The sequence below is a fragment of the Flaviramulus basaltis genome, from assembly GCF_900114265.1.
Lineage (GTDB): Bacteria > Bacteroidota > Bacteroidia > Flavobacteriales > Flavobacteriaceae > Flaviramulus > Flaviramulus basaltis.
Window position 1 is genome coordinate 721,855 of sequence record NZ_FPKV01000002.1, and the last position, 26,787, is coordinate 748,641.

The following is a 26,787-nucleotide window of genomic DNA, read 5'->3' on the forward strand; positions in this document are numbered from 1 at the left end:
TTAATTGTGCAATTGAACAATATGTCTAAAAATGGAAACTATACTTGTGGAGGATGAAAACAGTTCTCTAAACCTATATAGGTGTAAAGATTTAGATATTCTGATGGAATTTTATTTTGATAATAAATCTTTTTAAAATTGTATTCAAAAGGTTTTTCTGTATAAAGTAAAATCTCTTTAAAATCAATTAACCGATTTGGTTCTTTGCTTTCTTTAGAACTAGATTCGGTCACTTTTTTTAAATGACATTTACCATTACATTGTAGTTCTGGTTTATCCTTATTCTCACAAAGCTTTTCAATAAATCCTTTTGTATCTATTTCATAATAAGCATAGTTTAAAGATACTCTTAAACTATTAAATAGTATAAGTACCCCTAAAATAATTGATGTTATAATTGTGCTTATTTTCACGACCCAAAAATAGTCCTTTTAGTATAAGTTTTGTGTGACATTTGTCACATTTATGGTTAAATTTATACTGTGTAACCTATGTTACGCTTTCAACCAATTTTAATATTTATTTTTGATGAATATTAATAACTATACAACCTAGAATAGAATGGAGGATATGCTCTTTTATGATAGAATGCAGTTTGCATTTACTATCACTTTCCATTACTTATTTCCACAACTCACAATGGGATTATCTTTGATAATCGTTTACTTTAAAGGTAATTTTTTAAGAACTAAACTTGAAAAATATAATGATGCTGCAAAATTCTGGATGCGCATTTTTGCACTCAACTTTGCCATGGGAGTTGTGACAGGAATTCCAATGGAATTTCAATTTGGAACTAATTGGGCAAAATTTTCAGAACTTACAGGAGGAATTATAGGGCAAACTTTAGCAATGGAAGGTATGTTTTCCTTTTTCTTAGAATCTTCTTTTTTAGGCTTGTTTTTATTTGGGGAAAAACTATTGGGACATAAACTTCATTTTATAACAGGTTTTTTAGTGTTTTTAGGTTCTTGGGCTAGCGGGTTTTTAATTATCGCAACACATTCTTGGATGCAACATCCTGTTGGATACGAAATTTTAGAAAACGGAAAATTTGTATTGAATAATTTCGGAGCCTTGTTTTCCAATATTTGGTTGTGGCCTTCTTATTTACATAATCAAGCAGCTTCTTTAGTAACAGCATCATTTGTGGTTGCTGCAATTGGAGCTTTTTATATCTTGAATAATAAACATAGTGAATTTGGAAAGTTATTCGTTAAAACAGGTGTTGTTTTCGGATTAATATCTAGTGTAATTGTTGCGTTTCCAACAGGAGATATGGCTGCAAAAAATGTAGTAAAACATCAACCTGTAACATTTGCAGCCATGGAAGGCATTTTTGAAACAGAAGTAGGTGGATCGGAAATTATATTAATTGGTCAGCCAAATGTGTTAGAAAAGAAATTGGATAATAAAATTGCAGTACCTAATATTTTAAGTTTTTTAACCTATCAAAAATGGGAAGCAGAAATTAAAGGATTAAACGAGTTTGATGAAAAAATTTATCCAACTAATATTCCAGGATTGTATTACGCATATCATATCATGGTTGGTTTAGGAACAATTTTTATTGGTTTAATGCTAATTGCTGCAGTTCAATTATTTAGAAAAAAACTTTACAAAACGAAATGGATTTTATGGTCCCTCCTATTTATGTTACCTTTTCCATATATAGCTAACACAACTGGTTGGTACACGGCAGAATTAGGCAGACAACCTTGGTTAGTTTATAATTTATTACGAACTACAGCAGGTGCTTCACCAACGGTTTCGTCTGGAAATACACTTTTCACATTATTAGGATTTATAGGCTTGTATTTACTACTAGGATTATTGTTTTTAATGCTGGTAGGCAAAATTATTAATAAAGGACCTCAAATTATCAAACACTAATTATGGAATTATTCTGGTATATAGTTTTAATGACAATGTTAGCTGTTTATGTAATTTTAGATGGTTATGATTTTGGTGCAGGAATTATTCATTTGTTCTTTGCGAAAACTGAAAAAGATAAAAAAGCAATAACCAATGCAATTGGTCCTTTTTGGGATGCTAACGAGGTTTGGCTTATTGCTGCTGGAGGTGTTTTGTTTTTTGCTTTTCCTACGTTATATGCCTCTTCTTTTAGCGGATTCTACTTACCACTAATAATGATTTTATGGTTACTTATTTTTAGAGCCATTGGATTAGAATTAAGAGGGCAAATACATAATAGAATGTGGGAATCCGTTTGGGATAAAGCCTTTGGCTTAGCAAGTTTACTTTTAGCTTTATTCTTTGGTATAGCTTTAGGAAACGTAGTAAGAGGTGTTAATTTAGGTATGGTTGCAAATGGAGTCTCAACACAAGAAGCACATTATTTCTTTTTACCATTATGGAATCCAACCTTTAGCCCACAAACCGAACATTTAGGAATCATTGATTGGTTTACTCTTTTATTGGGAATTATTGGTGTTGTTGCTTTATCAATTCATGGCGCCAATTGGATTATTTTTAAGACCAATTCAGATTTAAATGCTAAACTTAAAAAAGTTATTTTTAATTTAAATTTTGTGCTATTAGCATTAGTAATAATTTCTTTACTTGTTTGGCATATAATAGAACCAAAACCTTTTCATAATTTCATTAAAAGTCCTTTGTTGTGGATTTTTCCTCTAATCACTTTTACAGGTTTATTCGGACTTTTTAAAGTGAAATCATTTAAAAAAGATGGTTTGGGGTTCTTGTTTTCATCATTATTTTTATTTGGAGGATTAACCTCTACAGTTGCTTCAATTTTCCCAAAAGTATTACCATCATCAAATACGGTAAATCCTTCTTTAACATTATACAATGTTGCTGCAGAAGAATATGGTTTATCTGTTGGTGTATATTGGTTTGCAATAGCCATTGTTCTTGTTGCTATATATATGGTTATTCAATATAAAGTATTTAAAGGAAAAATGGACGATGTTGGTTATGGCGAACATTAATGCATCGTAAAATATTTTAAAAGCAACTTTAGGGTTGCTTTTTTTATGCAACAAAAGTTCCAGCATAATTCATTCAAAATCAAAATTCTCATATCATGTAATGACCTTTTCATTAATATGTTTAATATGATGAATATCATTTTATTAAATAGCTTTTTACAGTAATTTTATTAAAATCAAATAAATTGAAATGTCAAAAGTTGTTGTTTTAGGCGCTGGAATTTCAGGACATGTAGCTGCTTCACATTTACGCAGAAAATTGTCTAAAAAACACGAAGTAATTGTTGTGTCTCCAAATAGTAATTATCAATGGATTCCATCTAACATTTGGGTAGGAATTGGTAGAATGAAACCCAAAGACATTTTATTTCCATTAACCCCTTTATATAAAAAGAAAGGCATTATTTTTAAACAGGCTAAAGTTCAAACATTTTATCCTGAAGGAGATTTAGAGTTGAATAAGCCCTATGTAATTGTAGAGTATGTTGATAAAGAAAACAAAGGCAAAAAAGAAAAAGTAACTTACGATTATTTAATTAATGGAACAGGTCCAAAATTAAATTTTGAAGCGACTGAAGGGTTAATTCCCGGAAAAAACAAAACGTATTCTGTTTGTAATTATACTCACGCTTACCATGCTTGGGAAGGATTAAGCAAATTAATCCAAGAGATGAAACAAGGCAAAAAAGCTAAAATTCTTATAGGTACAGGTCACGCAAAATCAACCTGTCAAGGAGCTGCTTTCGAATATATTTTAAATGTTGAACAGGAATTACGCCAACATAAAGTACGTGATATGGCTGAAATTACTTGGATTTCAAATGAATATAAATTAGGAGATTTTGGAATGGATGGTATGCTATTAAGTTATGGAAGTATGACATTGAAATCCAAGGAAATGGTGGAAATGATTTTTGAAGACAGGGGTATTAAATGGATTATTGGTGCTGGAGTTAATAAAATTGAAGATGGGATAGCATATTATGAAACTTTAGAAGGTGAATATAAATCTGAAACTTACGATTTTGCAATGTTAATCCCTGCCTTTTCAGGACACGGATTTAAAGCTTTCAATAAAAACAGCGAAGACATCACAGACAAGATTTTTAAAGGTTTTATGATTGTAGATGCAGATTACACACCAAAACCTTACGAAGAATGGAGTGTTCAAGATTGGCCAGAAACCTATCAAAACCCATCATATCCAAACATTTTTGCTCCTGGAATTGCATTTGCACCACCGCACGCTATTTCTAAACCAAGAGTAAGCAAAAACGGAACAACAATTTCACCATCACCACCAAGAACAGGAATGCCTTCTGGAATTACAGCAAAATTGGTATCAGATAATATTATAGATACCATAAAAAGTGGAAACTCCAGCTTAAAACATAAAGGTTCTATGGGAGATATGGGAGCTGCTTGTATAGCATCAGCGGGCTACGGTATGATAAAAGGTAGCGGAATAAGCATTACTACTTTTCCAATTGTTCCAGATTATAACAAGTACCCAAACACACACGGTCGTAAATTAGGAAAAACCTTTGGCGAAATAGGATTAGCAGGACATTGGTTAAAATTAGCCTTACACTTCACCTTTTTATATAAAGCTAAAATGAAACCATTTTGGTGGTTGATTCCTGAATAGGAATCAACCCTAAAAAAGTGATTTCTTAATCGAATAAAAATATTATGACACAAAGAATAACAAAATACCAACGATTTATAATGATGAATCCAATTATTCAGTTTTTTAAATTTATATACCTAAGTCTTAAGGTTTTAATTATTGTCGCTGGAAGACACGGAGGTACTAGAAAATTAAAATGACTTGGTTGTCAGTTTTTTTGATTGGTTAAAAAAGATATTCAATTTGGGAATGTCTTTTTGTTTTGCTAAGTAACAAAGGTTGCTAACTATAGTTTTTTTGTGAAGTATTTTTGTCCTATCAAATTTATAATAATGAAAAACAGATATATTTTAATTTTTAGCTTTTTCCTGTTTACAGCGATACTTCAAGCGCAGCAAGTAATCCTGATTACAAAAGCAGAAGTCTTGATAAAAGTTTCAGAAGAAAACAGATCTATCAAGATTTCTGAACAAGAGTATAACGAAGCCAGAGCAGATTACAGACAAACAAACGCTGTGTTTTTACCAAATATCACAGCGTCGCATACTGGGATTTCTACTACAAATCCGTTGATGGCTTTTGGTTCTAAATTGAATCAGGAAATTTTAACACAAAACGATTTCAATCCAGCGTTATTGAATGATCCTTCACAAACTCAAAATTTTGCAACTAAGTTTGAAATTCAGCAACCTCTCATTAATGTAGATGGTATGTATCAACGAAAAGCTGCCAAAACGAAGATGAATGCCATTGCTTTACAAACCGAACGTACTTCAGATTATTTAGCTTTTGAAGTTGATAAAGCTTATATGCAATTACAACTAGCACACAAAGCAGTAGATGTTTTAGAAAAAGTATTGGAAGCTGCTGAAGCAAATAAGAAATTAGCCGACAACAGTTTCAGACAAGGCTTTTTACAACGTGCAGATGTATTGTCTGTTGAAGTACGTGTAACCGAAGTTAAAAACCAATTGCAAACCGCTAAAAGCAATGTGCAGAATGCATCAAACTATCTATCGTTTTTAATGAATGAAAAAGAAGATGTTGTGTATCAACCTTCAGATAGCTTAATGGTTACAGTTTTAACTTTAAATACTAAAACAATTTCAGAAAACAGAGCAGATATCAAAGCCATGCAATTAGCATCTGATGCTTATCAAACAATGCACAAAGCAGATAAAATGGCGTTTTTACCACGTTTAAATGCCTTTGGAAGTTATGAGTTATATGATGATCAAATTTTTGAGGCAGATGCAAATGGATATTTATTTGGAGCGCAATTAAGCTGGGATTTATTTCAAGGTTATAAACGTTTTGGAAAAGCTCAAAAAAGTAAAGCCGAATTCGAGAAATCGAAACTACAATACGAACAATACGTCTCTCAAAGTCAGTTAGAATTCAATAAAGCTAAACGAATGCTTTTAGATGCTGAAAACAGATTAAAATTAACTGAATTAGCATTAGAACAATCTAAGGAATCTTTAAGAATTAGAACAAATAGATTCGAAGAAGGATTAGAAAAGACGTCTGATCTTTTAATGGCAGAAACACAATACTCACAAAAACAATTAGAATATTATCAAACTGTTTTTGAGTACAATTACGCTCAAGCTTATTTACAATTTTTAACTAAAGAATAATTATTAAGATGAAAAAATACACATACATAATCGCTGTAATCACACTATCAATTTTTATGACGAGTTGTGGAAGTGATAAGAAAAAAATAGTCGCAGATAATTCGGCTCCAATTGCTGTAAAAGTGAGTGCTGTACAAGCTGATGGAAACAATCCGTTTTTAACAGCAAGTGGAAAAATCCAAGCAGAAAACAGCGCAGATTTAAGTACGCGTATGATGGGTTTTGTAAATAAGGTTCACGTAAATGTTGGTGATAACGTTAGAAAAGGACAATTGTTAGTCTCTATAAACAATGCCGATTTACAAGCCAAACGAGCTCAAGTAAACGCAGGTATTACCGAAGCAACAGCTGCTTATAATAATGCCCAAAAAGATTACAATCGTTTTAAAAATCTGTTTGCAGATAACAGTGCATCTCAAAAAGAAATGGATGATATGACTGCACATTTTGAAATGGCTAAAGCACGTTTAGAAGCGGCTAACCAAATGAAGAATGAGGTTAACTCTCAATTCGCATATTCAAATATTACAGCACCTTTTAGTGGAGTGGTTACGAGCAAAAACATTGAAGCTGGTGATATGGCAAACCCAGGAATTATTTTGATTTCTTTAGAAGCTCCAGGGAAATTTGAAGTGATTGCTATGGTTCCAGAAAGTGAAATATCACAAATTAAAAAAGGAACTGAAGTAGATGTAGTTGTAAAATCCATCAACAAAATCATAAATGGAAAAGTAATAGAAGTAAGTACATCGGCAAAGAATACAGGCGGACAATATTTGGTAAAAGTAGCTTTAGATAAAACTGATACAAATATTCTATCTGGAATGTTTACAACAGTGCAATTTCCAATTGCTAAAAAAGCAACAGCATCAACTATGGTTTTAATTCCGAAGGAAGCTATTATAACTAAAGGTCAACTTTCTGGTGTTTACATCACAAGCGAAAGTAACACAGTAGTATTACGTTGGTTACGACTAGGAAGAACTTTTGGGGATAATGTAGAAGTTTTATCAGGATTATCTGCTGATGAATCCTACATCGTTTCAGCTGAAGGTAAACTGTTCAACGGAGCAAAAATTTCAATTCAATAATTATAACAACTTAAAAATGAAAGAAGGTTTAGCAGGAAAAATAGCCAAAGTTTTTATAGGTTCTAAGCTTACAGTGCTTCTAATGGTTGTATTTATGGTTATTGGAGTGTATAGCTCGTTTTTAATTCCGCGTGAAGAGGAACCACAAATTGATGTGCCAATGGCTGATATTTTTGTAGGGTATCCTGGAGCAAGTCCAACGGAAGTTGAATCGCGAGTTATTAAGCCATTAGAAAAATTAATTTCCAATATAAAAGGTGTTGAGTATGTGTATTCAACCTCGATGAAGGAACAAGGAATGGTCATTGTTCAGTTTTATGTTGGCGAAGATATTGAGCGTTCGTTTGTGAAAATGTACAACGAAATCAACAAACATATGGACCAAATGCCAAAAGGTGTTACGTTTCCATTAGTGAAAACACGTGCGATTGACGATGTCCCAATGCTGGGTTTAACGTTGTGGAGTGAAAATTACGACGATTACCAACTGAAGCAAATGGCTCAGGAATTGACAGATGAAATTGAAAAAGTAAATGATGTTGCAGTAACTCATAAAATTGGTGGTAGAGATCGTCAAATGCGAGTGGTTTTAGATAAAGATAAATTGGCTGTAAGTGGTTTGGATTTCTTGGCTGTTTCTGAAATGATTAAAGCCAATAATACACAATTAAGTGCTGGAAGTTTTGATAAAGGCGACACGGAATTTCTTGTAAATACAGGAAGATTCTTAGAAACGGTTGAAGATGTTGAGAATTTAGTAGTTGGTGTACAACAAAATCAGCCAATTTATTTAAAGCAAGTTGCAAAAATTGTTGATGGTCCAGAAGTGCCAATCAATTATGTAAGTCTAGGATTTGGTCAAGCCAGTGAAAAAGGAACAACTTATAAATCGGAATATCCAGCCGTTACCATTTCTATCGCAAAGCGAAAAGGAGCTGATGCCATGAAAATTGCTGATGTAATTTTAGATAAAGTAGAACATTTAAGAACGAATTTAATTCCAGATGATGTACACGTAGAAATTACTAGAAATTACGGAGAAACCGCTTCTAAAAAAGTATCAGAATTATTATTACACCTTATAGGTTCTATCATTGCAGTAACATTCGTGGTCATGTTGGCAATGGGTTGGCGTGGTGGATTGGTGGTATTTTTATCAGTACCAATTACGTTTGCTTTAACGTTGTTAAGTTACTATATGCTTGATTACACACTAAACCGAATTACCTTATTCGCATTAGTGTTTGTAACAGGTATTGTGGTAGATGATTCCATTATTATAGCCGAAAATATGCATAGGCATTTCAAGATGAAACGTTTGCCATTTAAACAAGCTGCTTTATATGCTATTAATGAAGTTGGAAATCCAACCATTTTAGCAACATTTACAGTAATTGCTTCGGTATTACCAATGGCTTTCGTGTCCGGTTTAATGGGACCATATATGTCCCCAATGCCAATTGGAGCATCTATCGCGATGATTTTATCACTATTTGTAGCTTTAACAATTACACCTTATTTAGGGTATATTTTCCTTCGTGAAAAAGATAAAAAAGGAGAAGAGGAAAAGGATGAAAAACCAATGGAAGAAACGTTTATCTACAAAATGTATGATAAGTTTGAACGTCCTTTACTAGAAAACAAAAGCAAGCGTTGGTTGTTTTTAGGTTGTACTTTTATTCTTTTAATGGCAACAATGGTATTGTTCTTTACGAAGTCGGTCGCTGTAAAAATGTTGCCTTTTGATAACAAGAATGAATTTCAAGTGGTTATCGATATGTCTGAAGGCACCACTTTAGAACGTACAGCTGTCGTTTCACAAGAAATAGCACAGTATTTATCGACAAGACCAGAAGTGGTAAATTATCAAAGCTATGTTGGAACATCAGCTCCAATTACCTTTAACGGTTTGGTTCGCCATTACGATTTACGTGGAGGAAGTAATATGGCAGATATTCAGGTGAATTTAATTGATAAAGAAGAACGAAGTGCTCAAAGTCACGATATCGCAAGATTATTACGTCTAGAAATTCAAAGAATAGGACAAAAATATAATGCCAATGTGAAAATAGTTGAAGTTCCACCAGGACCTCCAGTACTATCAACAATTGTGGCTGAGGTTTACGGTCCAGATTACGACCAGCAAATTGATGTAGCAAACCAAATACAAGATATTCTTAAAAACACAGATGATGTTGTGGATATCGATTGGATGGTAGAAGCAGATCAGGTAGAATACGAATTCAACATTGACAAGGAAAAAGCAATGTTATACGGAGTAACACCTCAGCAAATTGCTTACACGATGAATATAGCTTTATCCAATAGAGCGATTACTACACTATATGATGAAAATGCCTCAAATCAAGTCGGTTTAATTTTAACGTTAGATGAAAAAGAAAAATCAACCATAAGTGATATTTCACAATTAAAAGTGAGGTCGCAACAAGGCACTATGATTACAATTGGTGATTTGGTAACTATTAAACCAACAACAAAAGAAAAAAGCATCTATAGAAAAAACCAAAAACGTGTGGTTTATGTTACGGCAGATATGGCAGGAGAATTGGAAAGTCCTGTATATGCCATTTTAGGAATGGAAGATAAATTGAAAGATGTAAAACTTCCTAAAGGCTACAAACTGGACGAAATGTATTTAGGACAACCAGAATTTGAAGATAACTACACGGTAAAATGGGATGGGGAATGGCAAATCACTTTGGAAGTTTTTAGAGATTTAGGTATCGCCTTTTTAGGAGCTATCATCATTATTTATTTATTAATTGTAGGTTGGTTCCAAAACTTTAAAGCTCCAATTGTGATGATGGTTGCTATTCCATTATCATTGATTGGAATCATATTAGGACACTGGATTATGGGCGCGTTTTTTACTGCAACTTCTTTTATTGGAATGATTGCTTTGGCAGGAATTATGGTAAGAAACTCAGTATTATTAATTGATTTTATAAATCTACGACTGGATGAAGGTGTTCCTTTAAAACAAGCCGCAATAGAAGCAGGAGCAGTGAGAACTACCCCAATTTTATTAACAGCAGGAACCGTTGTTATTGGAGCATTTGTAATCCTTTTTGATCCAATTTTTCAAGGCTTAGCAATCTCTTTAATGGGTGGAACAATTGTATCAACAGTATTAACATTATTGGTTGTGCCATTGATATATTATATGATTGAACGTAAAAATTATAAATAATGAAATTATTAATTGTGACTGCTGTAGAACAGTTTGAAAAAGAAGTGTTACAGCTATTTAAAAAAGCAAATATTGAGAGTTTTAGTGCCTCTGATATTGATGGTTATAAAAATGCTTCTTCTTTTTTAATGAACTCAAGTTGGTTTCCAAGCAAAAAATCTAGTGCAGAATCTAGCATGTTCTTCTCTTTTACAGAAAATGAAAAAATAGACACTTTGTTTATTTTAATAGAAGCCTTTAATAAAAATTTAGAAACAAACAATCCAATAAAAGCAGCGGTTGTTCCAATAGAAAAATTCATTTAAAAATAATGATTATGAAAAATAGAATGGTAAGAGGAATTGCAGGAATATTTATATTAATTAGCTTATTACTTACTATATATGTTAACCGAAATTGGTTATGGCTTACTGCTTTTGTAGGCATTAATTTACTGCAGTCTTCTTTAACAAAATGGTGTTTAATGGATACTATACTAGAAAAAGTATTTAAAGTAAAAGATTAGTAATTCTTCCTTTTTTAAAAGCAAAGAATTTTTCAACTGATAATTCTCATGTTAAATATAACATACTCATCGTATTTTTATAAAATATGAAAAAAGTGTATGCTTACATTTAAAAACTTCAATATAGCCGATTGGTTTTCATTTTACAGAATATTTGCTGCGCCTATTTTATTAATTTTAATTCTGTTCGATTTACGTTTAATTTTCACATATCTTTTATTAATAAGTTATTCAACAGATGCAATTGATGGTTATTTAGCAAGAAAATTAAAAATAACAAGTTCTAGAGGCTCTCAACTAGACTCTTTTGGCGACCAAATAACACTTATTGTTGGACTAATTGGATTGTTTTATTTTGAAACTATTTTTGTTAAAACTAATATAGTTTTAATACTTATTGCATTTACGCCTTATATTATTCAAATGCTAATCGCATATTTTAAATATGGTAAAGCAACAGCATTTCACACCTACTTAGCTAAACTTTCAGCAGTATTTCAAAGCCTTTTTATACTATGGTCATTATTCTTTAATCCAGAATATGTTTTATTCTACATCATGATTATAATAGGTTTACTTGAAACTTTTGAAGAAATCACACTTATTTTCATGTATAAAAATTGGGTGTCTGATGTTAAAGGTATTTTTTGGGCTTTGAGAGATAAAAGACGGTTAAAAAACAATAAAACAAAAATACTTTAGATCGATTAATAGGATAATTTGTTATTAAAGTGATGGGCACAAAAAAAAGCCTTACATATTAATAATGCAGCCTCATTTGAAGTAACAGAAATTGATTCTGTAAGTCAATGGAAGTACATACTAATATAAGAAACTTATAAAGAGTTTGAAGCCGTTAAAGAGGCTATAATTAATAGAGAAAAAAAACACCACAAATATATAAGTGAATTTTCTAGTAAAATATATAAAGAAGGATTACCTATTGTTTTTTAAATAGTAATAGAAAAACTCTCTGGAAAGGAAAGAAAATACTAGATCTATTAACTAAATAGATATGAATTAGCATTGTATTTATGATATATATCATTTCAAGAAACAATATATAATCCTAAATTTATTAGTCTAAAAGCAGGAAACATGAAAAGAATAATATATGCAACAGATTGTAGTGCAAATACATCTTCCGCATTGTGCTACGCCTATCGTTTCAGCTCAATTATGAAAGCAGATTTACATGTTATACATGTTTATGATTTACCTCCAATTAACTTTTTAACTATTCATCCTAAAGAAATATTAAAAAACCGCGTGCTACAAGAAAAAAAAGAAATGATAAAAAAGTATTGTGAAATACATCTAAAAAATGAGTTTCGCAAAAAACCAATTACCATACATGCTATTGAAGGAGATTCAATTACTGATAGTATTCTTAATTTATCTAACATAATATTACCCGATTTAGTTATTTTAGGCATGAAAGATCGTTATAGTACTAGAGGGTATTTTTCTAATAATATAGCGAATGATTTATTGAATAAAATTGAAATCCCATTATTAATAGTACCTAATGGAGTTGGTTACAATAATCTTTCAACCATAGTTTATGCTACCGATTTTGAGACACAGGATATTCAATCAATTAAAAAACTAGAAGAAATAGCTAAACCATTTTCTGCACTTATTGAAATTATACATGTTTTTGAAACAGACGAAGATTCTACACGCGAAAACATGGAAAAATTCAAATCTCTTATTTTAAAAAATGTTTCTTACCCAGAAATAACATTTAAAATAATTGCTTCAGGAAAAATTCAATCAGGACTATTAAGTATTTTGAAAAGAGAAAATGCTAATTTATTAGTTATGTTGGAACGTAAACATAATAATTTTTTTAATCTATTATCAGATAACGATTTAGTAAAAAAAATGGAAACTTCTGTTTCCATTCCAATACTTGCTTACACATAAAAGTCTAAAAAATTTAGTTTCAATAATTAATAACACTCTTTTTTAAGACTCTGCTCCCATTTCCATGCAAAAAATATTATTTTTTTTAGTCTGCTTTTCTCATTATTCAAAACAAGCAACACAACATCTTAGATATTGATTATTAAATAGTTAAATATTGTTAATGTTTTTTTTAAAGATAATAACTGATTTTATTGAGTTCATAAAAAAAAGACTCCTTCAATAAATTTGATTATAACAATTAAAAAAACATATTATGAAAACTCTAAAAACAATCGTGGCAGCCTGCTTATTACTTATTACAGTTGGAGTAACTGCACAAAATGACAAAGACAAAAAAATAATGAAAGATGCAGAAAAAGCTAAAACAACTCTTATGGCTAAAGATGCTGGACTAGATAAATTCTTCCAAAACTCATCAGGTTACGCTATTTTCCCAAATGTTGGAAAAGGCGGGCTAATTATTGGTGGTGCTAGTGGTAATGGTGTTCTTTATGAAAATGGAATCGCTACAGGAATGGCAAGTTTAAAAAAAATAAATATTGGTCTTCAAGCTGGAGGACAAGCAGTTATACAGGTTGTCTTTTTTGAAACTGATGATGCCTTGGCGAAATTCAAAGAAGGTAATTATGAATTTTCTGCTGAAGCCTCTGCTGTTATAGCTGATAAAGGAGCTTCTGAAGATGCCAATTATAATGATGGTGTAATCGTTTTTGCTCTACCAAAGGCCGGTTTAATGGCAGATGCATCTATTGGTGGACAAAAATTTGAATATGATGCATTTAAATAGTATTCAAAAAAAAATTAAATTTGAGGAAGGTTGGCAATTTGTCAACCTTTTTTATATTAAAACTAATAAATAAATATTTCAAACATATTTTCATTAAAAAAAACCCCTAATTATATAATTAGGGGTCCTGGATAAATTAATTAACATTTATTAATTAATCGAGGGTTACCATTCTGAAATTTCCTTTTCTAACTCTTCTTTTTTCTTTCCAGTTTTTTCTTGAAGTTTACCCAACATTTCGTCAAATTTACCTTCAGAATATGTTAAATCATTATCAGTAATGTTACCATATTTCTGTTTGAATTTGCCTTTAACCTGTTTCCATTTACCTTCCAATTGTTCTCTGTTCATAATTTTAAATTTTAATTAAACAATTTTGTCTTTTTAATTCTAACACTAAATTATTTAAACAGTTACAACTAGATTAACTCAAAAAAACTATTTATTAATGCAATAAATAATAGTCTAAACTATGTTAATAAAGTTAATATTTTTTTCAATTAAGTTAAGTAACTCTCTTTTTTATATGAATATTTATTTCCAATTAAATAGAAACATAAAAACATATATTATGGACATTCCAAGTATAAAAAACGACGAGCAATACGAAGCCCTTAGAGACAAGGGTTATAGCAAACAAAAGGCTGCAAGAATAGCCAATACACCAGATTCTGGCAAAAAAGGTGGTAAAGCAAAACCTTATGAAAAGCGTACAAAAGCCAATCTATACGAACAAGCCAAAGAAATAGGTATTAAAGGGAGATCTAAAATGACTAAATCAGAACTTATTTATGCTTTACGTAATAACTAAATTTTCAATGCACTTTTTAGACAATAAATTATGATAAATGCCAAAATAATACGTCAAATTTTTGTTCTTGTATTAATAATTTCAATTGGAGTTTTAATCTTCAAAGAAATGCTTCCCTATTTTTCAGGTATTTTAGGTGCTATCACCTTGTATGTATTACTAAAAAAAATGATGACTAAACTCGTAAATAAAGGTTGGCATCCAAATTTAGCTGCGGGTTTCTTGATGCTATTATCTTTTGTCATGATTTTACTTCCAACTATTGGTCTTATATGGATGTTGGGAAATAAAATTGGTGAGTTTGTTAATAATTCCGAAAAGGTAGTAACCGCTTTTAAAACTCAATTAAGTAATCTTGAAAATCGTTTTGATTATGATTTTACTTCACAAATAGATGTATCAGCTGTTTCTGGTTGGTTATCAGAAAATCTTCAAGGTTTTGCAGGAGGTACTTTTACTACTTTCATAGCTATATCCATTATGTATTTTTTGCTTTTTTATATGTTAACAAACCGTAAAGAACTTCGTGAATCATTATTTGAATATATACCTATAAGTCAAGAAAATTTAAAAATTATTGGCAAGAAAACACGAGAAATGGTTCGTGCTAATGCTTTGGGCATTCCTTTAGTTGCAATTGCACAAGGAATTGTTGCTCTTATAGGGTTCTTGATTTTTGGTATAGAAAATCCTTTTTTTTGGATGGTAATTGTTACAATCGGTTCTATGATTCCTTTTGTTGGTAGTCTGCTAGGAATTATACCTGTATTTATATTAACCTTATCGAGTGACAGCACCTTTCAAGCATGGGGTATTTTAGTATATGGAATTATTATTGTTGGGGCTACAGATAATATTATTAGATTATTTGTTCTTAAAAAACTAGATAATGTACATCCATTAATTACTCTTATTGGGGTTATAATAGGTATTCCTTTATTTGGGTTTATAGGGTTAATTTTCGGGCCTTTACTAATTAGTTTACTCTTAATAATTATTAGAATTTATAAAACGGAATATGGTAAAGAGTCAGGAGAAACGCTCTAAAAAAATATTCAGTATTATTTTAAAGTGCTGTTGTTTTAGTTTTTTTGAATCAATGTTTTTATGGATAAAGTCAATCGTTATTTATGTAAAGAAGTAATTTGTATCAAAAAAAAACAACTACAAAATGCTAATAAATTCAAAATGTATTAGTTAAATTAAAAATAATGAAGACCTATGAATCAAGGAGAACAAATAAGATTAGAAAATATTGCGGATACTGAAACCGAAATATTTGCGCTTTTAAAACAAAGATATAGTCCAAGAATTTTTAAAAAAAAGAAAATTGAAAAAGGTCATTTAAAACAGCTTTTTGAAGCTATTAGATGGTCTGCAAGTTCAAATAACATACAACCCTGGCGTTTTATTTATGCTGAAAAAGATACAGATGCATATAAATCTATTTTTAATTGCTTAAGCGATTTCAATAAAAAGTGGGCAAATAATGCTCCTCTTTTAATGTTAACAGCTTACAAGGAAAACACAGATGATGGAAAACAAAATTTTCATGCTTTACATGATTTAGGTCTCTGTTTAGGAAGCATGACGGTTCAAGCACAATACATGGGTATTGGCTTACATCATATGGCTGGCGTAGACTGGAAAGGTGCTCAAAATGTTTTTGAAGTGCCTGATGGGTTTCATGTAACAACAGCTATTGCGGTAGGTTATTACGGTGGCATTTTGGATGATTTATCAAAAGATTTACAAGAACAAGAAACAGCAAAACGAGAAAGAATGCCATATGAACATTTTGCCTACAAAGAAGTATGGAATAAAGAAAATAAAAAATTATGAAAATAGGAATTATAGGAAGTGGAAAAATAGGAGGCAATTTAGGAAAACTTTGGGCTAAAGCTGGACATAAAGTATTGTTTAGTTCTAGACACCCAGAGAAGCTAAGTAAATTAGTTAAAGAAGCTGGAGAAAACACAAAAGCATTAAGTATCTCAGATACATTTAAGGAAAATGCAGATGTATACCTATTATCAATGCCATTTAAAGCAATTGATGAAATATCAGAACTTTATGCAGATGATTACAGTAATACAATTATAATAGATGCAACTAATCCATATCCAGAAAGGGATGGAGACCTAGCTAAGAATGTTAGAGATGCAAATTATAATGCTTCAGAATACACAGCAATGAAATTTGGAACAGCTAAAACTATAAAAGCTTTCAACACCATAAAAGCAGAACATTTACAAAACAATGCGTTTCGAACTAGTAATAAATTAACAATTCCTTATGCAACACAAGATTTAGACAGTATGGAAATTGGTAAACAACTTATAGAAGACATAGGTTTTGATGCTTTATATATTGGCAACCTAAGTGATACCAATATTATGGATCCAGATAAAGCAATTTATGGAAAGTCTTTAAAACGCAATAATTTAAAAGAATTAGTAGATTCAATTAGAAGATATTAAGCGAGTAAGGAATTTTATTTCTCATTTAACTATCTATTAATAATTAAAAACAAAAGATATAAATCATTAAAAATAAGACCATGGAAGACGAATTAGCAAAACACGAAAAGGATTATATAAGAATTTATGAAAAACAGGGGTATGTTTCTAACTTCCACTTTGAAAATGAAAAACTAATAAATAGTGAAACTAAAAATAAATACTTACCTGAAGATATTAGAATAGTTGCACAACATAGGTATGAAGGCATGAGTAATCCTTCAGATATGTCGATACTATACGTAATTGAAACTAATCAAAATGAAAAAGGCACTTTTTTATTGGGATATGGACCAAGTGCAGATTTTAATACAGCAGAATTCTTCAAAAAAATACCTAAATCAAATATTTCTAATGATAAAAATATCAATCAAAATAGCTAAAATTAACTAAGTTAAGCCTTAGTAAAATGTCAATAATCTCATCTTACTTTTCATTTTAATAAAAAGTAAGATGAGATTATTTATTAGATGTTTTGGTTTTTTAAATTCAAAATAAAGATTCTTGTATTTCACTTAATTTAAAAGAATAAAATTATTTTTTTATAGAATAATTCTTATATATTACATATATATATTTAATCTCATAAAAGTCTTGATTTAAATGATCCTATTTGTGAAATATAATTTAAATTTAATGTGCAAGACTTTTTTAAAAGAACATCTTGACGCTTTAGACATCTCATATACACTAACAGGTGTTGGAGAGGTTTATATTAAAGAAAAATTGTCGCAAGAAAAGAAAAAAAAATTGTCAGATTCTTTAAAGAAATATGGCATAGAAATTTTAACAAACCAGAAATTAACTTTAGTTGAACGCATTAAAAATGCTATTGATGAAATGTTAAAAGATAACGAAAATAAACCCTTAAAACTTTCAACATATTTATCTGATACTTTAAATTATTCTTATACTCATTTATCGTCTATTTTTTCAGAAAGCACTTATACATCTATTGAAAATTATACAATTCTTAGAAAAGTAGATTTAGTAAAAGATTATTTGTGCAATACCAATTTAACTTTAACTGAAATTGCTTTTAAATTAAATTATAGTAGCGTCGCTCATTTATCTGGGCAATTTAAAAAAACAACTGGGCTTACTCCTAGCTCCTTTCAAAATATTATGAAAAAGAAGAAAAACTTAATTCCTAACATCAAATAAAATAATATAAAAATATGACTAATAAACTGTTGAATATTGTTTTAGCTGATGATGATGAAGATGATAGAATGCTATTTAAGGAAGCCATAGACGAAATTAATATTCGAACAAAATTATCGATTTTTAATCACGGTCAACAACTCATGGATTATCTTACATTACCCAATATTATTCTTCCAAATCTTATATTTTTAGATCTTAATATGCCTATAAAAAATGGCACACAATGTTTAATTGAAATACGAAGTAATCCTATGCTACAAGATTTATGTGTGGCCATATATTCAACATCCTCATCAGAAAGAGATATTGAAGAAACTTTTTTAAATGGGGCAAATATTTATGTAAATAAGCCCACTAACTTTAGTAAATTGCGAGAAGTGGTAGAGAAAGTTCTACAACTAAATTGGCAGTATCACACTTCCAATTTGAATAAAGATACCTTTCTCTTCCGTATCTAAATTATTATGGAATTTAAACGTGTTCATACCTCTTCAAAGAAGTATATCATATTATTGGTTGCTGCTATTGTCTTGCTTTTATTTACAGCAACTATAGCATACAGGCAGATTATGCGTATGCAGAAATCTGCAGAAATGATAACACACACGCTAGAAGTTTATAATGCCATAGGTAATCTTTCATACCATTATTCTCAAGCTGATTCTGAAGAATTTAGAGAAATGTTATTAAAGAAAGGTAATTCTAGCGTTGCTTTTGAAAAATACAAATTAGAAGGAAAGGCCATAATGGATAGCCTAAATATTTTGACCATTGATAATCCTTTACAACAATTACGTTTAAAACCATTAAAGGGTTTATTAAAAAAATTATATAGTGAACTCCTTGTTTTAGATGCAATTGTCCCGGAAAAAGATCAAGACTCTTTTGAACTTAGCGAATCACATAAATCAAAAATAAACGCCACTTTAAATAATATTCTTATCCTTAGGAATAAAATGCTTTTAGAAGAAAAAGGCTTGTTACAAGAAAGAAAAGCAAATTATGCTTCACATAAATTTCTAGCCCCTTTAACATCATTATTACTTGGCTTTTTCGCACTATTTATATTTGTTCTTTCATTTATAAAAATATACCAGAATAAACGAAGAATTCGAGAATCTGAAGCATTTTTAAGAAACATACTAGCAACTACAGATAACATTATAAATTATTACGAACCAATTTTTGATAGCGATAATAAAATAATAGATTTCAATATTGTGTATGCAAACGACTGTAATCGTGATTATTTAGGGCTTGAACCAAATGATATTATGGGAAAATCAGTATCAAAAACATTTCCTTTTCTTTTGGCTAATGGTAAATTAGAAGAATTACTAAAATGCTATAATGAAAAAACAAAAGTTATTTTTGATAGACAAGTAACTGTAGAAGATAAAAAAATGTGGTTTCATTCCTTTGCAACTCCATTAGGTGAAGGTGTTTTACAAACTACCCGAAACTCAACTATAGAAGAAGAAGCCAAAAGAGTACAGTTAGCATTTAAAAAACGATTAGAAAACCAAAATTTAGAATTACTCGATAACCGTGCTTTTTTGGGAAATATTTTTAAAAGCATTTCACATGTAGTCATGCATTTTAAGAGTATTAGAGGAGAAGATGGGAAAATTATTGATTTCGAGATACTATTTGTTAACGACCGAGTTAATCCTGTTACAGGAGATTTTCCAAAGGAAATAAAAAACAAAAAAACATCTAAGGTGTACCCTGAAATATTTGAATCGGGAGTTTTTGAATATTTGGTAGATGTTATAGAAAATGATAAAACTTTAGAATATGAAATTCCTTATTATGAAAATGGTTTAGAGCGATGGTTTCATTCTACAGCTATTAAACTAAATAACGGGGTTACTATAACAACCAGAGAAATAACTGAAGAAAAGAAAAAAGCACATCAATTATTAAAATTAAACGAAGACCTCATTATTCAGAATTCCATTTTAACAGATGCCGAACGTATTGCAGAAATAGGTAGTTTTCTTTGGTTTATGGATACTAATACTTCTGAAGTTTCAGATAATTTATATCGTATGTTAGGTTATGAACCAAATGGTTTTGAGCCTTCTCTCATAAAATTTAAAGACTTTATACATCCTGAGGATATTGATCTTTTTGAAAAAAATTCAAATGAGTCTATTAAAACTTTAAAAACTAATGAGTACATCTATCGTATTATAACCAAACAAGGAAAAGTAAAGCATTTTAAAACTAACGGAAAATTTATAAACGAAAATAACAAAACCTTTATGATTGTTGTGGCACAAGATGTAACCCACACAATAGAAGCAGAGAAAGAGTTACTAAAAAGTAATCTAGAATTAAAATATACCAATGCCGAATTAGAATCTTTTAATCGTGTTGCTAGTCATGATTTACAAGAACCTTTACGAAAGATACAGCTGTTTATTTCACGAATAGAAGATAGCGAGGGCAAACAACTTTCTAGTAAGAGTAGCGAATATTTTGAAAAAGTAACAAATGCGGTAAAGCGCATGCAATCTCTCATTCAAAATTTATTAGCCTATTCAAGAATAGACAGTAGTAAAAAAGATTTTGAAAAAGTTGATTTAAATAACGTACTAGATAAGGTAAGAGAAGATTTAACAACCCGTATTAAAGATGCAGAAGCAGAAATATTAGCAGATAAACTTCCAAAAATCAAAGGTGTTATTTTTCAAATGGAACAATTATTTACCAACTTAATTTCTAATGCTTTAAAATTCACAGACACAAATAAAACACCTAAAATTCATATAAAGTATGAACAAGTTCATGCATCTAAAATGCCAGAAGACATTCTAAAATCTACCAAATACTATCATAAAATTTCTTTTATAGACAATGGTATTGGTTTTGACTCTGAACATGCCGAAAAAATTTTCGAAGTATTCCAAAGACTCCACCAAAAAACAGAATATTCTGGAACAGGTATTGGTTTAGCAATATGTAAAAAAATTGCAGAAAATCATAATGGCTATATTCTAGCTGATGGAACTGCTGGTGTTGGTGCAGAATTCATTATTTATCTACCCGCTTAATTACAGTTTAAAACTTTAAAACTAGTAATTTTCAATCTCTTATTTTAACTCATTTTATATCCTAAATTTACTTAAAATCTACTGTGCTTTTGGGTTTTGTGTTTTTTTTAACAAAACCTTCCCCAAAAACTAAAAGTTATATAACATAAACCAAAAGTTGTATAATATTCTTAATACGATCTGTACCTACATTTATATTATTCTTAAAACATGTTCTTTTAACAAAAAAACCTCAAAATAATATTAACTATCGTAGTGAAGCGTTTGTGCTGAATCTCAGGAAAAATTTACATTGTTTTTTTTGACTTTAGTGGTTTTTGTTGCTCAAAGGACGATTATTTATTAAAAATAAAAGGAATAAAATAACCTAGCTATTAACTTAAATAAAGTAAAAATGAAAACAACAAATTTAAACACAGATACTATCGAAGCCATGTTTAAACAGTTAAGACTAAGTTTTGGAGGCTCAATTACAAAAAAATACAATGAATATATTTTAGAAATAGAAAATGAAATTGGTAAAGGTGAAATTCAAGGTGTTTCTCTTTCAGATGGAATATCTTATATAGAATTTGACATGACTTTTTTTGAGAATATTATGTTATCAATTAAAAAAACAGATAAAAAACCTATATATTTTACTTATTGTTCTAAAGGAAGTCTTGAACATAGTTTTGGAATTGAAGGAAAGAAAAATACATTAAAAAGTTTTCAAACAGGCATTTTAACTAGTCCTCTCAACGATGAAAATATTCTATATTTAAAAAAAGACGAAAGCATTAAGCTAACAATAATTAGTGTACATAATGAAGAAATAAAATCTAAAAATAACAGATTAAAAAACAAACTAAATAAAACTTTTTTCAAAGAAGATGCTTTAGAAAATTTCATATACATAGGTTCACAAAATTTAAAGATTGCTGAAAAAATACACCAAATAAACACCATTAAAGAAGTTGGTATTGTAAGAAGCCTTTTAATAAACGGCCTAGTACATGTTATATTGGCATTAGAAATACAACAACATGGTAATGATGCAATACATCGTGATAACCAATTAGGCTCATTATTATCAAGAGAAATAGAAATAATTAAACAAGTAACTATATTTATAAAGAATAAATTCGATACGCAAATATCAATTACACAATTGTGCTCAGAATTTGGTATTTCTCCATCAAAACTCCAAGAAGGTTTTAAATTGATGCATGGGTGCACAGTTATACATTATATTAGAGAACTTCGTATTCAAAAAGCTGAAGAGTTTATAAAAGAAACTGATATGAATATTTCTGAAGTAGTTTATAGTATTGGATTTACAAGCAGAAGTTACTTTTCTAAAATTTTTAGAGAAAAATATAATTGTAGTCCAAGTAAATACATGAGTGCTCAAAAAACAGCTTTAATTTCAGCATAAACTAAACGCTTTATTGATTACCACTATTAGGTACAATAAGCAAAACCCACAATGAATATAAAATTCATTGTGGTTTTTTTGTGTTTTTAATAAGATTTTTTTTTTTAATGTAGTTAAAAGTTAAAAATTCACTTTTATATAATGAATATGTATTAACTTTTATATGAAATTTTCATCCTTTGTTGTTGAAGAAATAGTTGGAGGTTCTCCATTTAAACCCTTTTCCAGGCCAGCAGAATCTACTCCAAAAAACTTTAGAATATCAGACCTATGAGTTATCAACATTGCTTCCTCTCCTTTTATTGCTATAGGTTTTTGCAAAAGCTTGGGGTTTTTATTTATAATTTTAAGCCAATCATCTGTATTAAAATCATTAGTATTTCCAATACTAGAAACATAATCATTTTCAGTAGTAATAAGATTTGAAATAGGTAAACCTAAATTTTCTGCAATTTCTACCCAAATAGTATCTCCTAAGTTTTGCTTGGCAATATCTATAACCTCTACTTTTTTATCTATACCTTCTACATATCCTAAAACTTGTTTTCCTAGATGCGAAAATGAACTGTATATATAGGTAAGTTGTTTTTTATCTCGTGCTAATATTGTCATGATTTTATTTTTAAATTAATTAAAGGTTTTAAACTATCTAACAAGTACTGTTTACAATGTCTTGCTATAAACTACGCTTAAATTAAATATCTTTTAGGGAAAGAATTAATGCTAAAAAAAAATTGATTAACTCAAATCATATTTAATACTAAATAGACGCTTACATCTGTAAATACTTCAAAATCAAAAAATTTGCTATTTCTTCAATACCGTTAAAAAATTCTGTTTTAGAGCAAATACATTATCTACTAGTCTATTAATTTTACTAAAGATTATTAATTATTTAAAACAGAAAAAATGAAACTTGAAAGTAAAAAAATTGCAATTCTAGCAACTGATGGCTTTGAGAAATCAGAATTGTTCAAACCATTGGAAGCTTTAAAAAATGAAGGAGCCACAGTTCATATAATTTCAAATAAGGATGGAGAAATTAAAAGTTGGGACAAGACCAATTGGGGAAAAACTGTAAAAGTTGATAAAAAAATTAAAGATGTAAATGAAAGCGATTATAATGCTTTAGTGCTTCCTGGTGGTGTAATGAATCCAGATACTTTGCGTATTAATGACGCTGCTTTAAAATTTATTCAAGACTTTTTTAAAAGTGGAAAGCCAGTTGCAGCCATATGTCATGCTCCTTGGTTATTAATTAGTGCAGGTGTTGTCGAGAATCGAAAGATAACATCATATAAAAGTATTAAAGATGATCTTGTAAATGCTGGAGCAAATTGGATGGATGAAGAAGTTGTTGTTGATAATGGCTTAGTAACAAGCAGAAACCCTAATGATCTTCCTGCTTTTTGTAAAAAACTTATAGAAGAAGTAAGTGAAGGTAAACATGAAGAGCAGCATGCTTAAATATTTAAAAAAGGTTCAATCTTTATTTTATATTAATTCTAAAAAAACAAAATGGTACGTAGTTATGAAAGTTGTATAGAAGCCTGCCAGCAATGTTTGATTGATTGTCAAAAATGTCTTGCTGAAATGATGGGAAAAGAAAGTAAAAATGATTGTCCAAATTGTTGCATGCAATGCGTTGATGCCTGCTTAATTTGTATAAAATTTATGGTAGCAGATAGTGCTTTTGTGAAAAAATATTGTAGAATATGTGCGGAGATATGTGATTGGTGTGCTTTACAATGCCAACAACATGACAATGAACATTGTAAGGCATGTGCAGCATCTTGTACTGCTTGTGCACAAGAGTGCCGTGTTCACATGGTATAAAAAACAAATTATTGTTAACCCAAAAAATAATTTAAAGATGAACACTATAAATTATGCACAAAACAAAAAAGGTTTAGAAAAGATTAGGCGTATAATTGATAGTGAACCAAAAATTGAGATGATGGCTTATTCGATTAGATAAAACACCATTAGATTTATGTCCAATGGAAGTTCAGCAAATGGACAAACAAGGTAGTCTTTGGCTTTTCACTTCAAAAAAAAATGAAAACTTTGTAGATATATGTTACAACAATAAAATACAAATTATTTATTCTGATGATAAAAACTATAACTACATGTCAATTTTTGGCAACGCTACACATATTACAAATAAGCAAAAAATAGATGAAATATGGGATTCATCTTTATTACATAATTGGTTTGAAGATAAAGACGACCCAAATTTGGCTCGATTAAACGTTAATATGGAATATGCCTATTATTGGAATAATAAAAAGAAAAAATTAGTTTCGTTTTTTAAAATTATAAAAAAATCTAATTTAGGTAATAAGAAACTTTATAAAATTTCTTAATTATTATTTTTTAATATATACTGTTTTTTTATTTATAAATTCATGAATACCTTCTTTAGATAATTCTCTACCATAACCAGAAGCTTTAGTACCACCAAAAGGTAATCTTGGATCTGACTTTACCATATCATTAATAAAAAAAGCGCCATCTGGTATTTTAGAGATAGCATGTAAAGCTAGTTCTACATTTTCAGTAAATAGCATGGTTCCTAATCCAAATTTTGAATTTGTTGCCATCTTTATAGCCTCCTCTAAATTATCTACTTTTAGTATTGGTGCAACCGGACCAAAGGTTTCTTCTGTAAAAACCGTCATATCTTCAGTCACTTCAGTGAGGATAGTAGGTGAATAATAAGCCTTATTTCGTTTATTACCTATAATAACTTTTGCGCCTTTTAATAGAGCATCATTAACTTGTTTTTCTAAATTTTCTGCAAGTTCTATGCGTGCTAAAGGACCTATTTTAGTGTCTTGTTCAATTGGGTTTCCAAATTTTAAATCTTTCACTTTTTTTGTGAATTTTTCAACAAATTCATCATAGATTCCCTTTGTAACTATAAAGCGTTTGGCAGCAATACAACTTTGTCCTGTATTTTGCATTCTCGCCTTAACCATAGTATCTAAATACTTTTCTAAATTGGCGTCATCTAATACTATACATGCATTATTACCACCAAGTTCAAGCACACTTTTTTTAAGATATTCTCCAGCTATCTTTGCAATATGCCTTCCAGCTTTTTCACTACCGGTTAAAGAAACAGCTTTAATAATATCATTTTTTAAAATATTTTCTATTATATCATGATTTGTAATTAGTGTTTGAAAGCATCCTTTTGGATAGCCTGCATCTTCAAAAATTTCTTGAATTGCCAATGCACAACCACTTACATTTGAAGCGTGTTTTAGTAGTGCTGTGTTACCAGCTGTTAATGTTGGTACGGCAAACCTAAAAACTTGCCAAAAGGGATAGTTCCATGGCATAATTGCTAAAATTACTCCTAAAGGATCATAACTAATAAAACTTTCTTTAGCATCAGTCTCTATAATTTGATCAGCTAAAAAATCTTCAGCATTAAGTGTATAAAAATCACATAGAAATATACATTTATTAATTTCGGCTATACTTTCATTAATGGGTTTTCCCATTTCTTGTGTAATAAGTTTACTTAAACTATCAATACGTTCTTCTAATAAATTGCTGACATTAGATAACAACTTTGTTCTTTCTTTAATTTCTTTTTCTCTCCATATAGTAAAAATTTCTTCAGCTAATTTTACTTTATTTTCAATTTCAAGTGGTGTATGTAAATTATAAGATTTAATTATTTTTTGATTATATGGATTTACAGATTTCATTTTTTCAGTCATTTTTATGTCTTTAGTTAAAATTATGATATCTAATTAATACTATTTTATGTTTATCAATTAACTTTAAAACCTTAAATATTAACGTAATCAGAATTAAAGTACAAAAGTTAAAAAATAAGCACTTTAAAAGTAATGGTAAATCTCTTTTAAACAAAAAACAAATTGCGTTTATAGCTAAAGGCTCTGTAGATATAATTTGCTTCCATGAGCTGGATTTCAATATAAATTATTTGAGTTAAAATAGAATTTTAATGGATTAAAACCTTCAACAAGGGTTTAATAATTTTACTATATATATAAACGTAAAAA

The 26,787-nt window shown here is 29.7% G+C and carries 26 protein-coding genes; 22 read left to right on the top strand and 4 right to left on the bottom strand.

The annotated features are described in order from the left end of the window. Positions 1-38: 38 nt before the first annotated feature. The gene (locus BT151_RS09765; RefSeq protein WP_072401667.1) at positions 39-413 is read right to left on the bottom strand and encodes a hypothetical protein; all 375 of its coding nucleotides are present in this window, start codon (positions 411-413) and stop codon (positions 39-41) included. A 148-nt stretch (positions 414-561) separates the two neighbouring features. On the opposite strand from BT151_RS09765, the gene BT151_RS09770 reads away from it, so the two are divergent. The 11 genes from BT151_RS09770 (at position 562) to BT151_RS09820 (ending at position 13,768) form a co-directional block, all read left to right on the top strand. Beyond that, complete coding sequence (locus BT151_RS09770; protein WP_072401669.1) at positions 562-1,893, top strand: cytochrome ubiquinol oxidase subunit I; 1,332 nt, start codon at positions 562-564, stop codon at positions 1,891-1,893. Between the two features lie 2 nt (positions 1,894-1,895). Next, positions 1,896-2,972 (top strand): cytochrome d ubiquinol oxidase subunit II, encoded by a 1,077-nt coding sequence (gene cydB, locus BT151_RS09775; protein WP_072401671.1) that lies wholly within the window; start codon positions 1,896-1,898, stop codon positions 2,970-2,972. Between the two features lie 190 nt (positions 2,973-3,162). Then, complete coding sequence (locus BT151_RS09780; protein WP_072401672.1) at positions 3,163-4,620, top strand: NAD(P)/FAD-dependent oxidoreductase; 1,458 nt, start codon at positions 3,163-3,165, stop codon at positions 4,618-4,620. A 314-nt stretch (positions 4,621-4,934) separates the two neighbouring features. After that, positions 4,935-6,242, top strand: coding sequence for a TolC family protein (locus tag BT151_RS09785; RefSeq protein WP_072401673.1), 1,308 nt, complete (start codon positions 4,935-4,937; stop codon positions 6,240-6,242). Between the two features lie 8 nt (positions 6,243-6,250). Continuing rightward, positions 6,251-7,333 carry an efflux RND transporter periplasmic adaptor subunit gene (locus tag BT151_RS09790; RefSeq protein WP_072401675.1) on the top strand — a complete coding sequence of 361 codons (1,083 nt, stop codon included), beginning with the start codon at positions 6,251-6,253 and terminating at the stop codon, positions 7,331-7,333. A gap of 16 nt (positions 7,334-7,349) precedes the next feature. Continuing rightward, positions 7,350-10,544 carry an efflux RND transporter permease subunit gene (locus tag BT151_RS09795; RefSeq protein WP_072401678.1) on the top strand — a complete coding sequence of 1,065 codons (3,195 nt, stop codon included), beginning with the start codon at positions 7,350-7,352 and terminating at the stop codon, positions 10,542-10,544. Next, positions 10,544-10,849 (top strand): hypothetical protein, encoded by a 306-nt coding sequence (locus BT151_RS09800; protein WP_072401680.1) that lies wholly within the window; start codon positions 10,544-10,546, stop codon positions 10,847-10,849. The genes BT151_RS09795 and BT151_RS09800 overlap by 1 nt, the downstream gene beginning before the upstream one ends. Before the next feature lie 11 nt (positions 10,850-10,860). Further along, positions 10,861-11,049 (top strand): YgaP family membrane protein, encoded by a 189-nt coding sequence (locus BT151_RS09805; protein ID WP_072402630.1) that lies wholly within the window; start codon positions 10,861-10,863, stop codon positions 11,047-11,049. A 99-nt stretch (positions 11,050-11,148) separates the two neighbouring features. Next, the gene (locus BT151_RS09810) at positions 11,149-11,751 is read left to right on the top strand and encodes a CDP-alcohol phosphatidyltransferase family protein (protein ID WP_072401682.1); all 603 of its coding nucleotides are present in this window, start codon (positions 11,149-11,151) and stop codon (positions 11,749-11,751) included. 396 nt (positions 11,752-12,147) lie between these two features. Then, positions 12,148-12,978, top strand: a complete 831-nt coding sequence (locus tag BT151_RS09815; RefSeq protein WP_072401684.1) for a universal stress protein — start codon at positions 12,148-12,150, stop codon at positions 12,976-12,978. Positions 12,979-13,234: 256 nt separating this feature from the next. Next, complete coding sequence (locus BT151_RS09820; RefSeq protein ID WP_072401686.1) at positions 13,235-13,768, top strand: lipid-binding SYLF domain-containing protein; 534 nt, start codon at positions 13,235-13,237, stop codon at positions 13,766-13,768. Positions 13,769-13,933: 165 nt separating this feature from the next. Here BT151_RS09820 and BT151_RS09825 read toward each other — a convergent pair whose 3' ends face one another. Further along, on the bottom strand, positions 13,934-14,119 hold the full coding sequence (locus BT151_RS09825) for a CsbD family protein (protein ID WP_072401688.1): 186 nt from the start codon (positions 14,117-14,119) through the stop codon (positions 13,934-13,936). A gap of 220 nt (positions 14,120-14,339) precedes the next feature. Here BT151_RS09825 and BT151_RS09830 point away from each other — a divergent pair, with 220 nt between their 5' ends. From BT151_RS09830 to BT151_RS09870, 9 genes are all read left to right on the top strand, one after another. Beyond that, a complete protein-coding gene (locus tag BT151_RS09830) occupies positions 14,340-14,579 on the top strand; it encodes a DUF7218 family protein (protein WP_072402631.1) in 240 nt (79 codons plus the stop codon). Between the two features lie 30 nt (positions 14,580-14,609). Next, positions 14,610-15,626: an AI-2E family transporter gene (locus tag BT151_RS09835; RefSeq protein WP_072401690.1), complete on the top strand. Its 1,017-nt coding sequence runs from the start codon at positions 14,610-14,612 to the stop codon at positions 15,624-15,626. A gap of 174 nt (positions 15,627-15,800) precedes the next feature. Beyond that, complete coding sequence (locus BT151_RS09840) at positions 15,801-16,421, top strand: nitroreductase family protein (protein WP_072401692.1); 621 nt, start codon at positions 15,801-15,803, stop codon at positions 16,419-16,421. Next, entirely contained in the window at positions 16,418-17,059 is a 642-nt protein-coding gene (locus BT151_RS09845; protein WP_072401694.1) for an NADPH-dependent F420 reductase, read from the top strand. The genes BT151_RS09840 and BT151_RS09845 overlap by 4 nt, the downstream gene beginning before the upstream one ends. Before the next feature lie 80 nt (positions 17,060-17,139). Then, positions 17,140-17,481 (top strand): hypothetical protein, encoded by a 342-nt coding sequence (locus BT151_RS09850; RefSeq protein ID WP_072401696.1) that lies wholly within the window; start codon positions 17,140-17,142, stop codon positions 17,479-17,481. 253 nt (positions 17,482-17,734) lie between these two features. Then, a complete protein-coding gene (locus BT151_RS09855; RefSeq protein WP_245794779.1) occupies positions 17,735-18,262 on the top strand; it encodes a helix-turn-helix domain-containing protein in 528 nt (175 codons plus the stop codon). A 14-nt stretch (positions 18,263-18,276) separates the two neighbouring features. Beyond that, positions 18,277-18,723, top strand: a complete 447-nt coding sequence (locus tag BT151_RS09860; RefSeq protein WP_072401700.1) for a response regulator — start codon at positions 18,277-18,279, stop codon at positions 18,721-18,723. A 6-nt stretch (positions 18,724-18,729) separates the two neighbouring features. Beyond that, the gene (locus BT151_RS09865; protein WP_072401702.1) at positions 18,730-21,324 is read left to right on the top strand and encodes an ATP-binding protein; all 2,595 of its coding nucleotides are present in this window, start codon (positions 18,730-18,732) and stop codon (positions 21,322-21,324) included. Positions 21,325-21,718: 394 nt separating this feature from the next. Beyond that, complete coding sequence (locus BT151_RS09870) at positions 21,719-22,741, top strand: helix-turn-helix domain-containing protein (protein WP_072401704.1); 1,023 nt, start codon at positions 21,719-21,721, stop codon at positions 22,739-22,741. A gap of 159 nt (positions 22,742-22,900) precedes the next feature. On the opposite strand, the gene BT151_RS09875 is transcribed toward BT151_RS09870, so the two are convergent. Further along, the gene (locus tag BT151_RS09875; protein ID WP_072401706.1) at positions 22,901-23,353 is read right to left on the bottom strand and encodes an arsenate reductase family protein; all 453 of its coding nucleotides are present in this window, start codon (positions 23,351-23,353) and stop codon (positions 22,901-22,903) included. A gap of 297 nt (positions 23,354-23,650) precedes the next feature. Here BT151_RS09875 and BT151_RS09880 point away from each other — a divergent pair, with 297 nt between their 5' ends. Together BT151_RS09880 and BT151_RS09890 are read left to right on the top strand one after the other, a co-directional pair. Next, positions 23,651-24,208, top strand: a complete 558-nt coding sequence (locus tag BT151_RS09880; RefSeq protein ID WP_072401708.1) for a type 1 glutamine amidotransferase domain-containing protein — start codon at positions 23,651-23,653, stop codon at positions 24,206-24,208. A gap of 533 nt (positions 24,209-24,741) precedes the next feature. After that, entirely contained in the window at positions 24,742-25,110 is a 369-nt protein-coding gene (locus BT151_RS09890; protein WP_072401712.1) for a pyridoxamine 5'-phosphate oxidase family protein, read from the top strand. A gap of 3 nt (positions 25,111-25,113) precedes the next feature. On the opposite strand, the gene BT151_RS09895 is transcribed toward BT151_RS09890, so the two are convergent. Continuing rightward, on the bottom strand, positions 25,114-26,478 hold the full coding sequence (locus tag BT151_RS09895) for an NAD-dependent succinate-semialdehyde dehydrogenase (protein ID WP_072401714.1): 1,365 nt from the start codon (positions 26,476-26,478) through the stop codon (positions 25,114-25,116). Positions 26,479-26,787: the final 309 nt, after the last annotated feature.

Bases quoted from the DNA above. Each gene is read 5' to 3' on its own strand.
- BT151_RS09770 (WP_072401669.1), top strand. From the start codon at position 562: ATGGAGGATATGCTCTTTTATGATAGAATGCAGTTTGCATTTACTATC.
- cydB (WP_072401671.1), top strand. From the start codon at position 1,896: ATGGAATTATTCTGGTATATAGTTTTAATGACAATGTTAGCTGTTTAT.
- BT151_RS09780 (WP_072401672.1), top strand. From the start codon at position 3,163: ATGTCAAAAGTTGTTGTTTTAGGCGCTGGAATTTCAGGACATGTAGCT.
- BT151_RS09785 (WP_072401673.1), top strand. From the start codon at position 4,935: ATGAAAAACAGATATATTTTAATTTTTAGCTTTTTCCTGTTTACAGCG.
- BT151_RS09790 (WP_072401675.1), top strand. From the start codon at position 6,251: ATGAAAAAATACACATACATAATCGCTGTAATCACACTATCAATTTTT.
- BT151_RS09795 (WP_072401678.1), top strand. From the start codon at position 7,350: ATGAAAGAAGGTTTAGCAGGAAAAATAGCCAAAGTTTTTATAGGTTCT.
- BT151_RS09800 (WP_072401680.1), top strand. From the start codon at position 10,544: ATGAAATTATTAATTGTGACTGCTGTAGAACAGTTTGAAAAAGAAGTG.
- BT151_RS09805 (WP_072402630.1), top strand. From the start codon at position 10,861: ATGAAAAATAGAATGGTAAGAGGAATTGCAGGAATATTTATATTAATT.
- BT151_RS09810 (WP_072401682.1), top strand. From the start codon at position 11,149: ATGCTTACATTTAAAAACTTCAATATAGCCGATTGGTTTTCATTTTAC.
- BT151_RS09815 (WP_072401684.1), top strand. From the start codon at position 12,148: ATGAAAAGAATAATATATGCAACAGATTGTAGTGCAAATACATCTTCC.
- BT151_RS09820 (WP_072401686.1), top strand. From the start codon at position 13,235: ATGAAAACTCTAAAAACAATCGTGGCAGCCTGCTTATTACTTATTACA.
- BT151_RS09825 (WP_072401688.1), bottom strand. From the start codon at position 14,119: ATGAACAGAGAACAATTGGAAGGTAAATGGAAACAGGTTAAAGGCAAA.
- BT151_RS09830 (WP_072402631.1), top strand. From the start codon at position 14,340: ATGGACATTCCAAGTATAAAAAACGACGAGCAATACGAAGCCCTTAGA.
- BT151_RS09835 (WP_072401690.1), top strand. From the start codon at position 14,610: ATGATAAATGCCAAAATAATACGTCAAATTTTTGTTCTTGTATTAATA.
- BT151_RS09840 (WP_072401692.1), top strand. From the start codon at position 15,801: ATGAATCAAGGAGAACAAATAAGATTAGAAAATATTGCGGATACTGAA.
- BT151_RS09845 (WP_072401694.1), top strand. From the start codon at position 16,418: ATGAAAATAGGAATTATAGGAAGTGGAAAAATAGGAGGCAATTTAGGA.
- BT151_RS09850 (WP_072401696.1), top strand. From the start codon at position 17,140: ATGGAAGACGAATTAGCAAAACACGAAAAGGATTATATAAGAATTTAT.
- BT151_RS09855 (WP_245794779.1), top strand. From the start codon at position 17,735: ATGTGCAAGACTTTTTTAAAAGAACATCTTGACGCTTTAGACATCTCA.
- BT151_RS09860 (WP_072401700.1), top strand. From the start codon at position 18,277: ATGACTAATAAACTGTTGAATATTGTTTTAGCTGATGATGATGAAGAT.
- BT151_RS09865 (WP_072401702.1), top strand. From the start codon at position 18,730: ATGGAATTTAAACGTGTTCATACCTCTTCAAAGAAGTATATCATATTA.
- BT151_RS09870 (WP_072401704.1), top strand. From the start codon at position 21,719: ATGAAAACAACAAATTTAAACACAGATACTATCGAAGCCATGTTTAAA.
- BT151_RS09875 (WP_072401706.1), bottom strand. From the start codon at position 23,353: ATGACAATATTAGCACGAGATAAAAAACAACTTACCTATATATACAGT.
- BT151_RS09880 (WP_072401708.1), top strand. From the start codon at position 23,651: ATGAAACTTGAAAGTAAAAAAATTGCAATTCTAGCAACTGATGGCTTT.
- BT151_RS09890 (WP_072401712.1), top strand. From the start codon at position 24,742: ATGGAAGTTCAGCAAATGGACAAACAAGGTAGTCTTTGGCTTTTCACT.
- BT151_RS09895 (WP_072401714.1), bottom strand. From the start codon at position 26,478: ATGACTGAAAAAATGAAATCTGTAAATCCATATAATCAAAAAATAATT.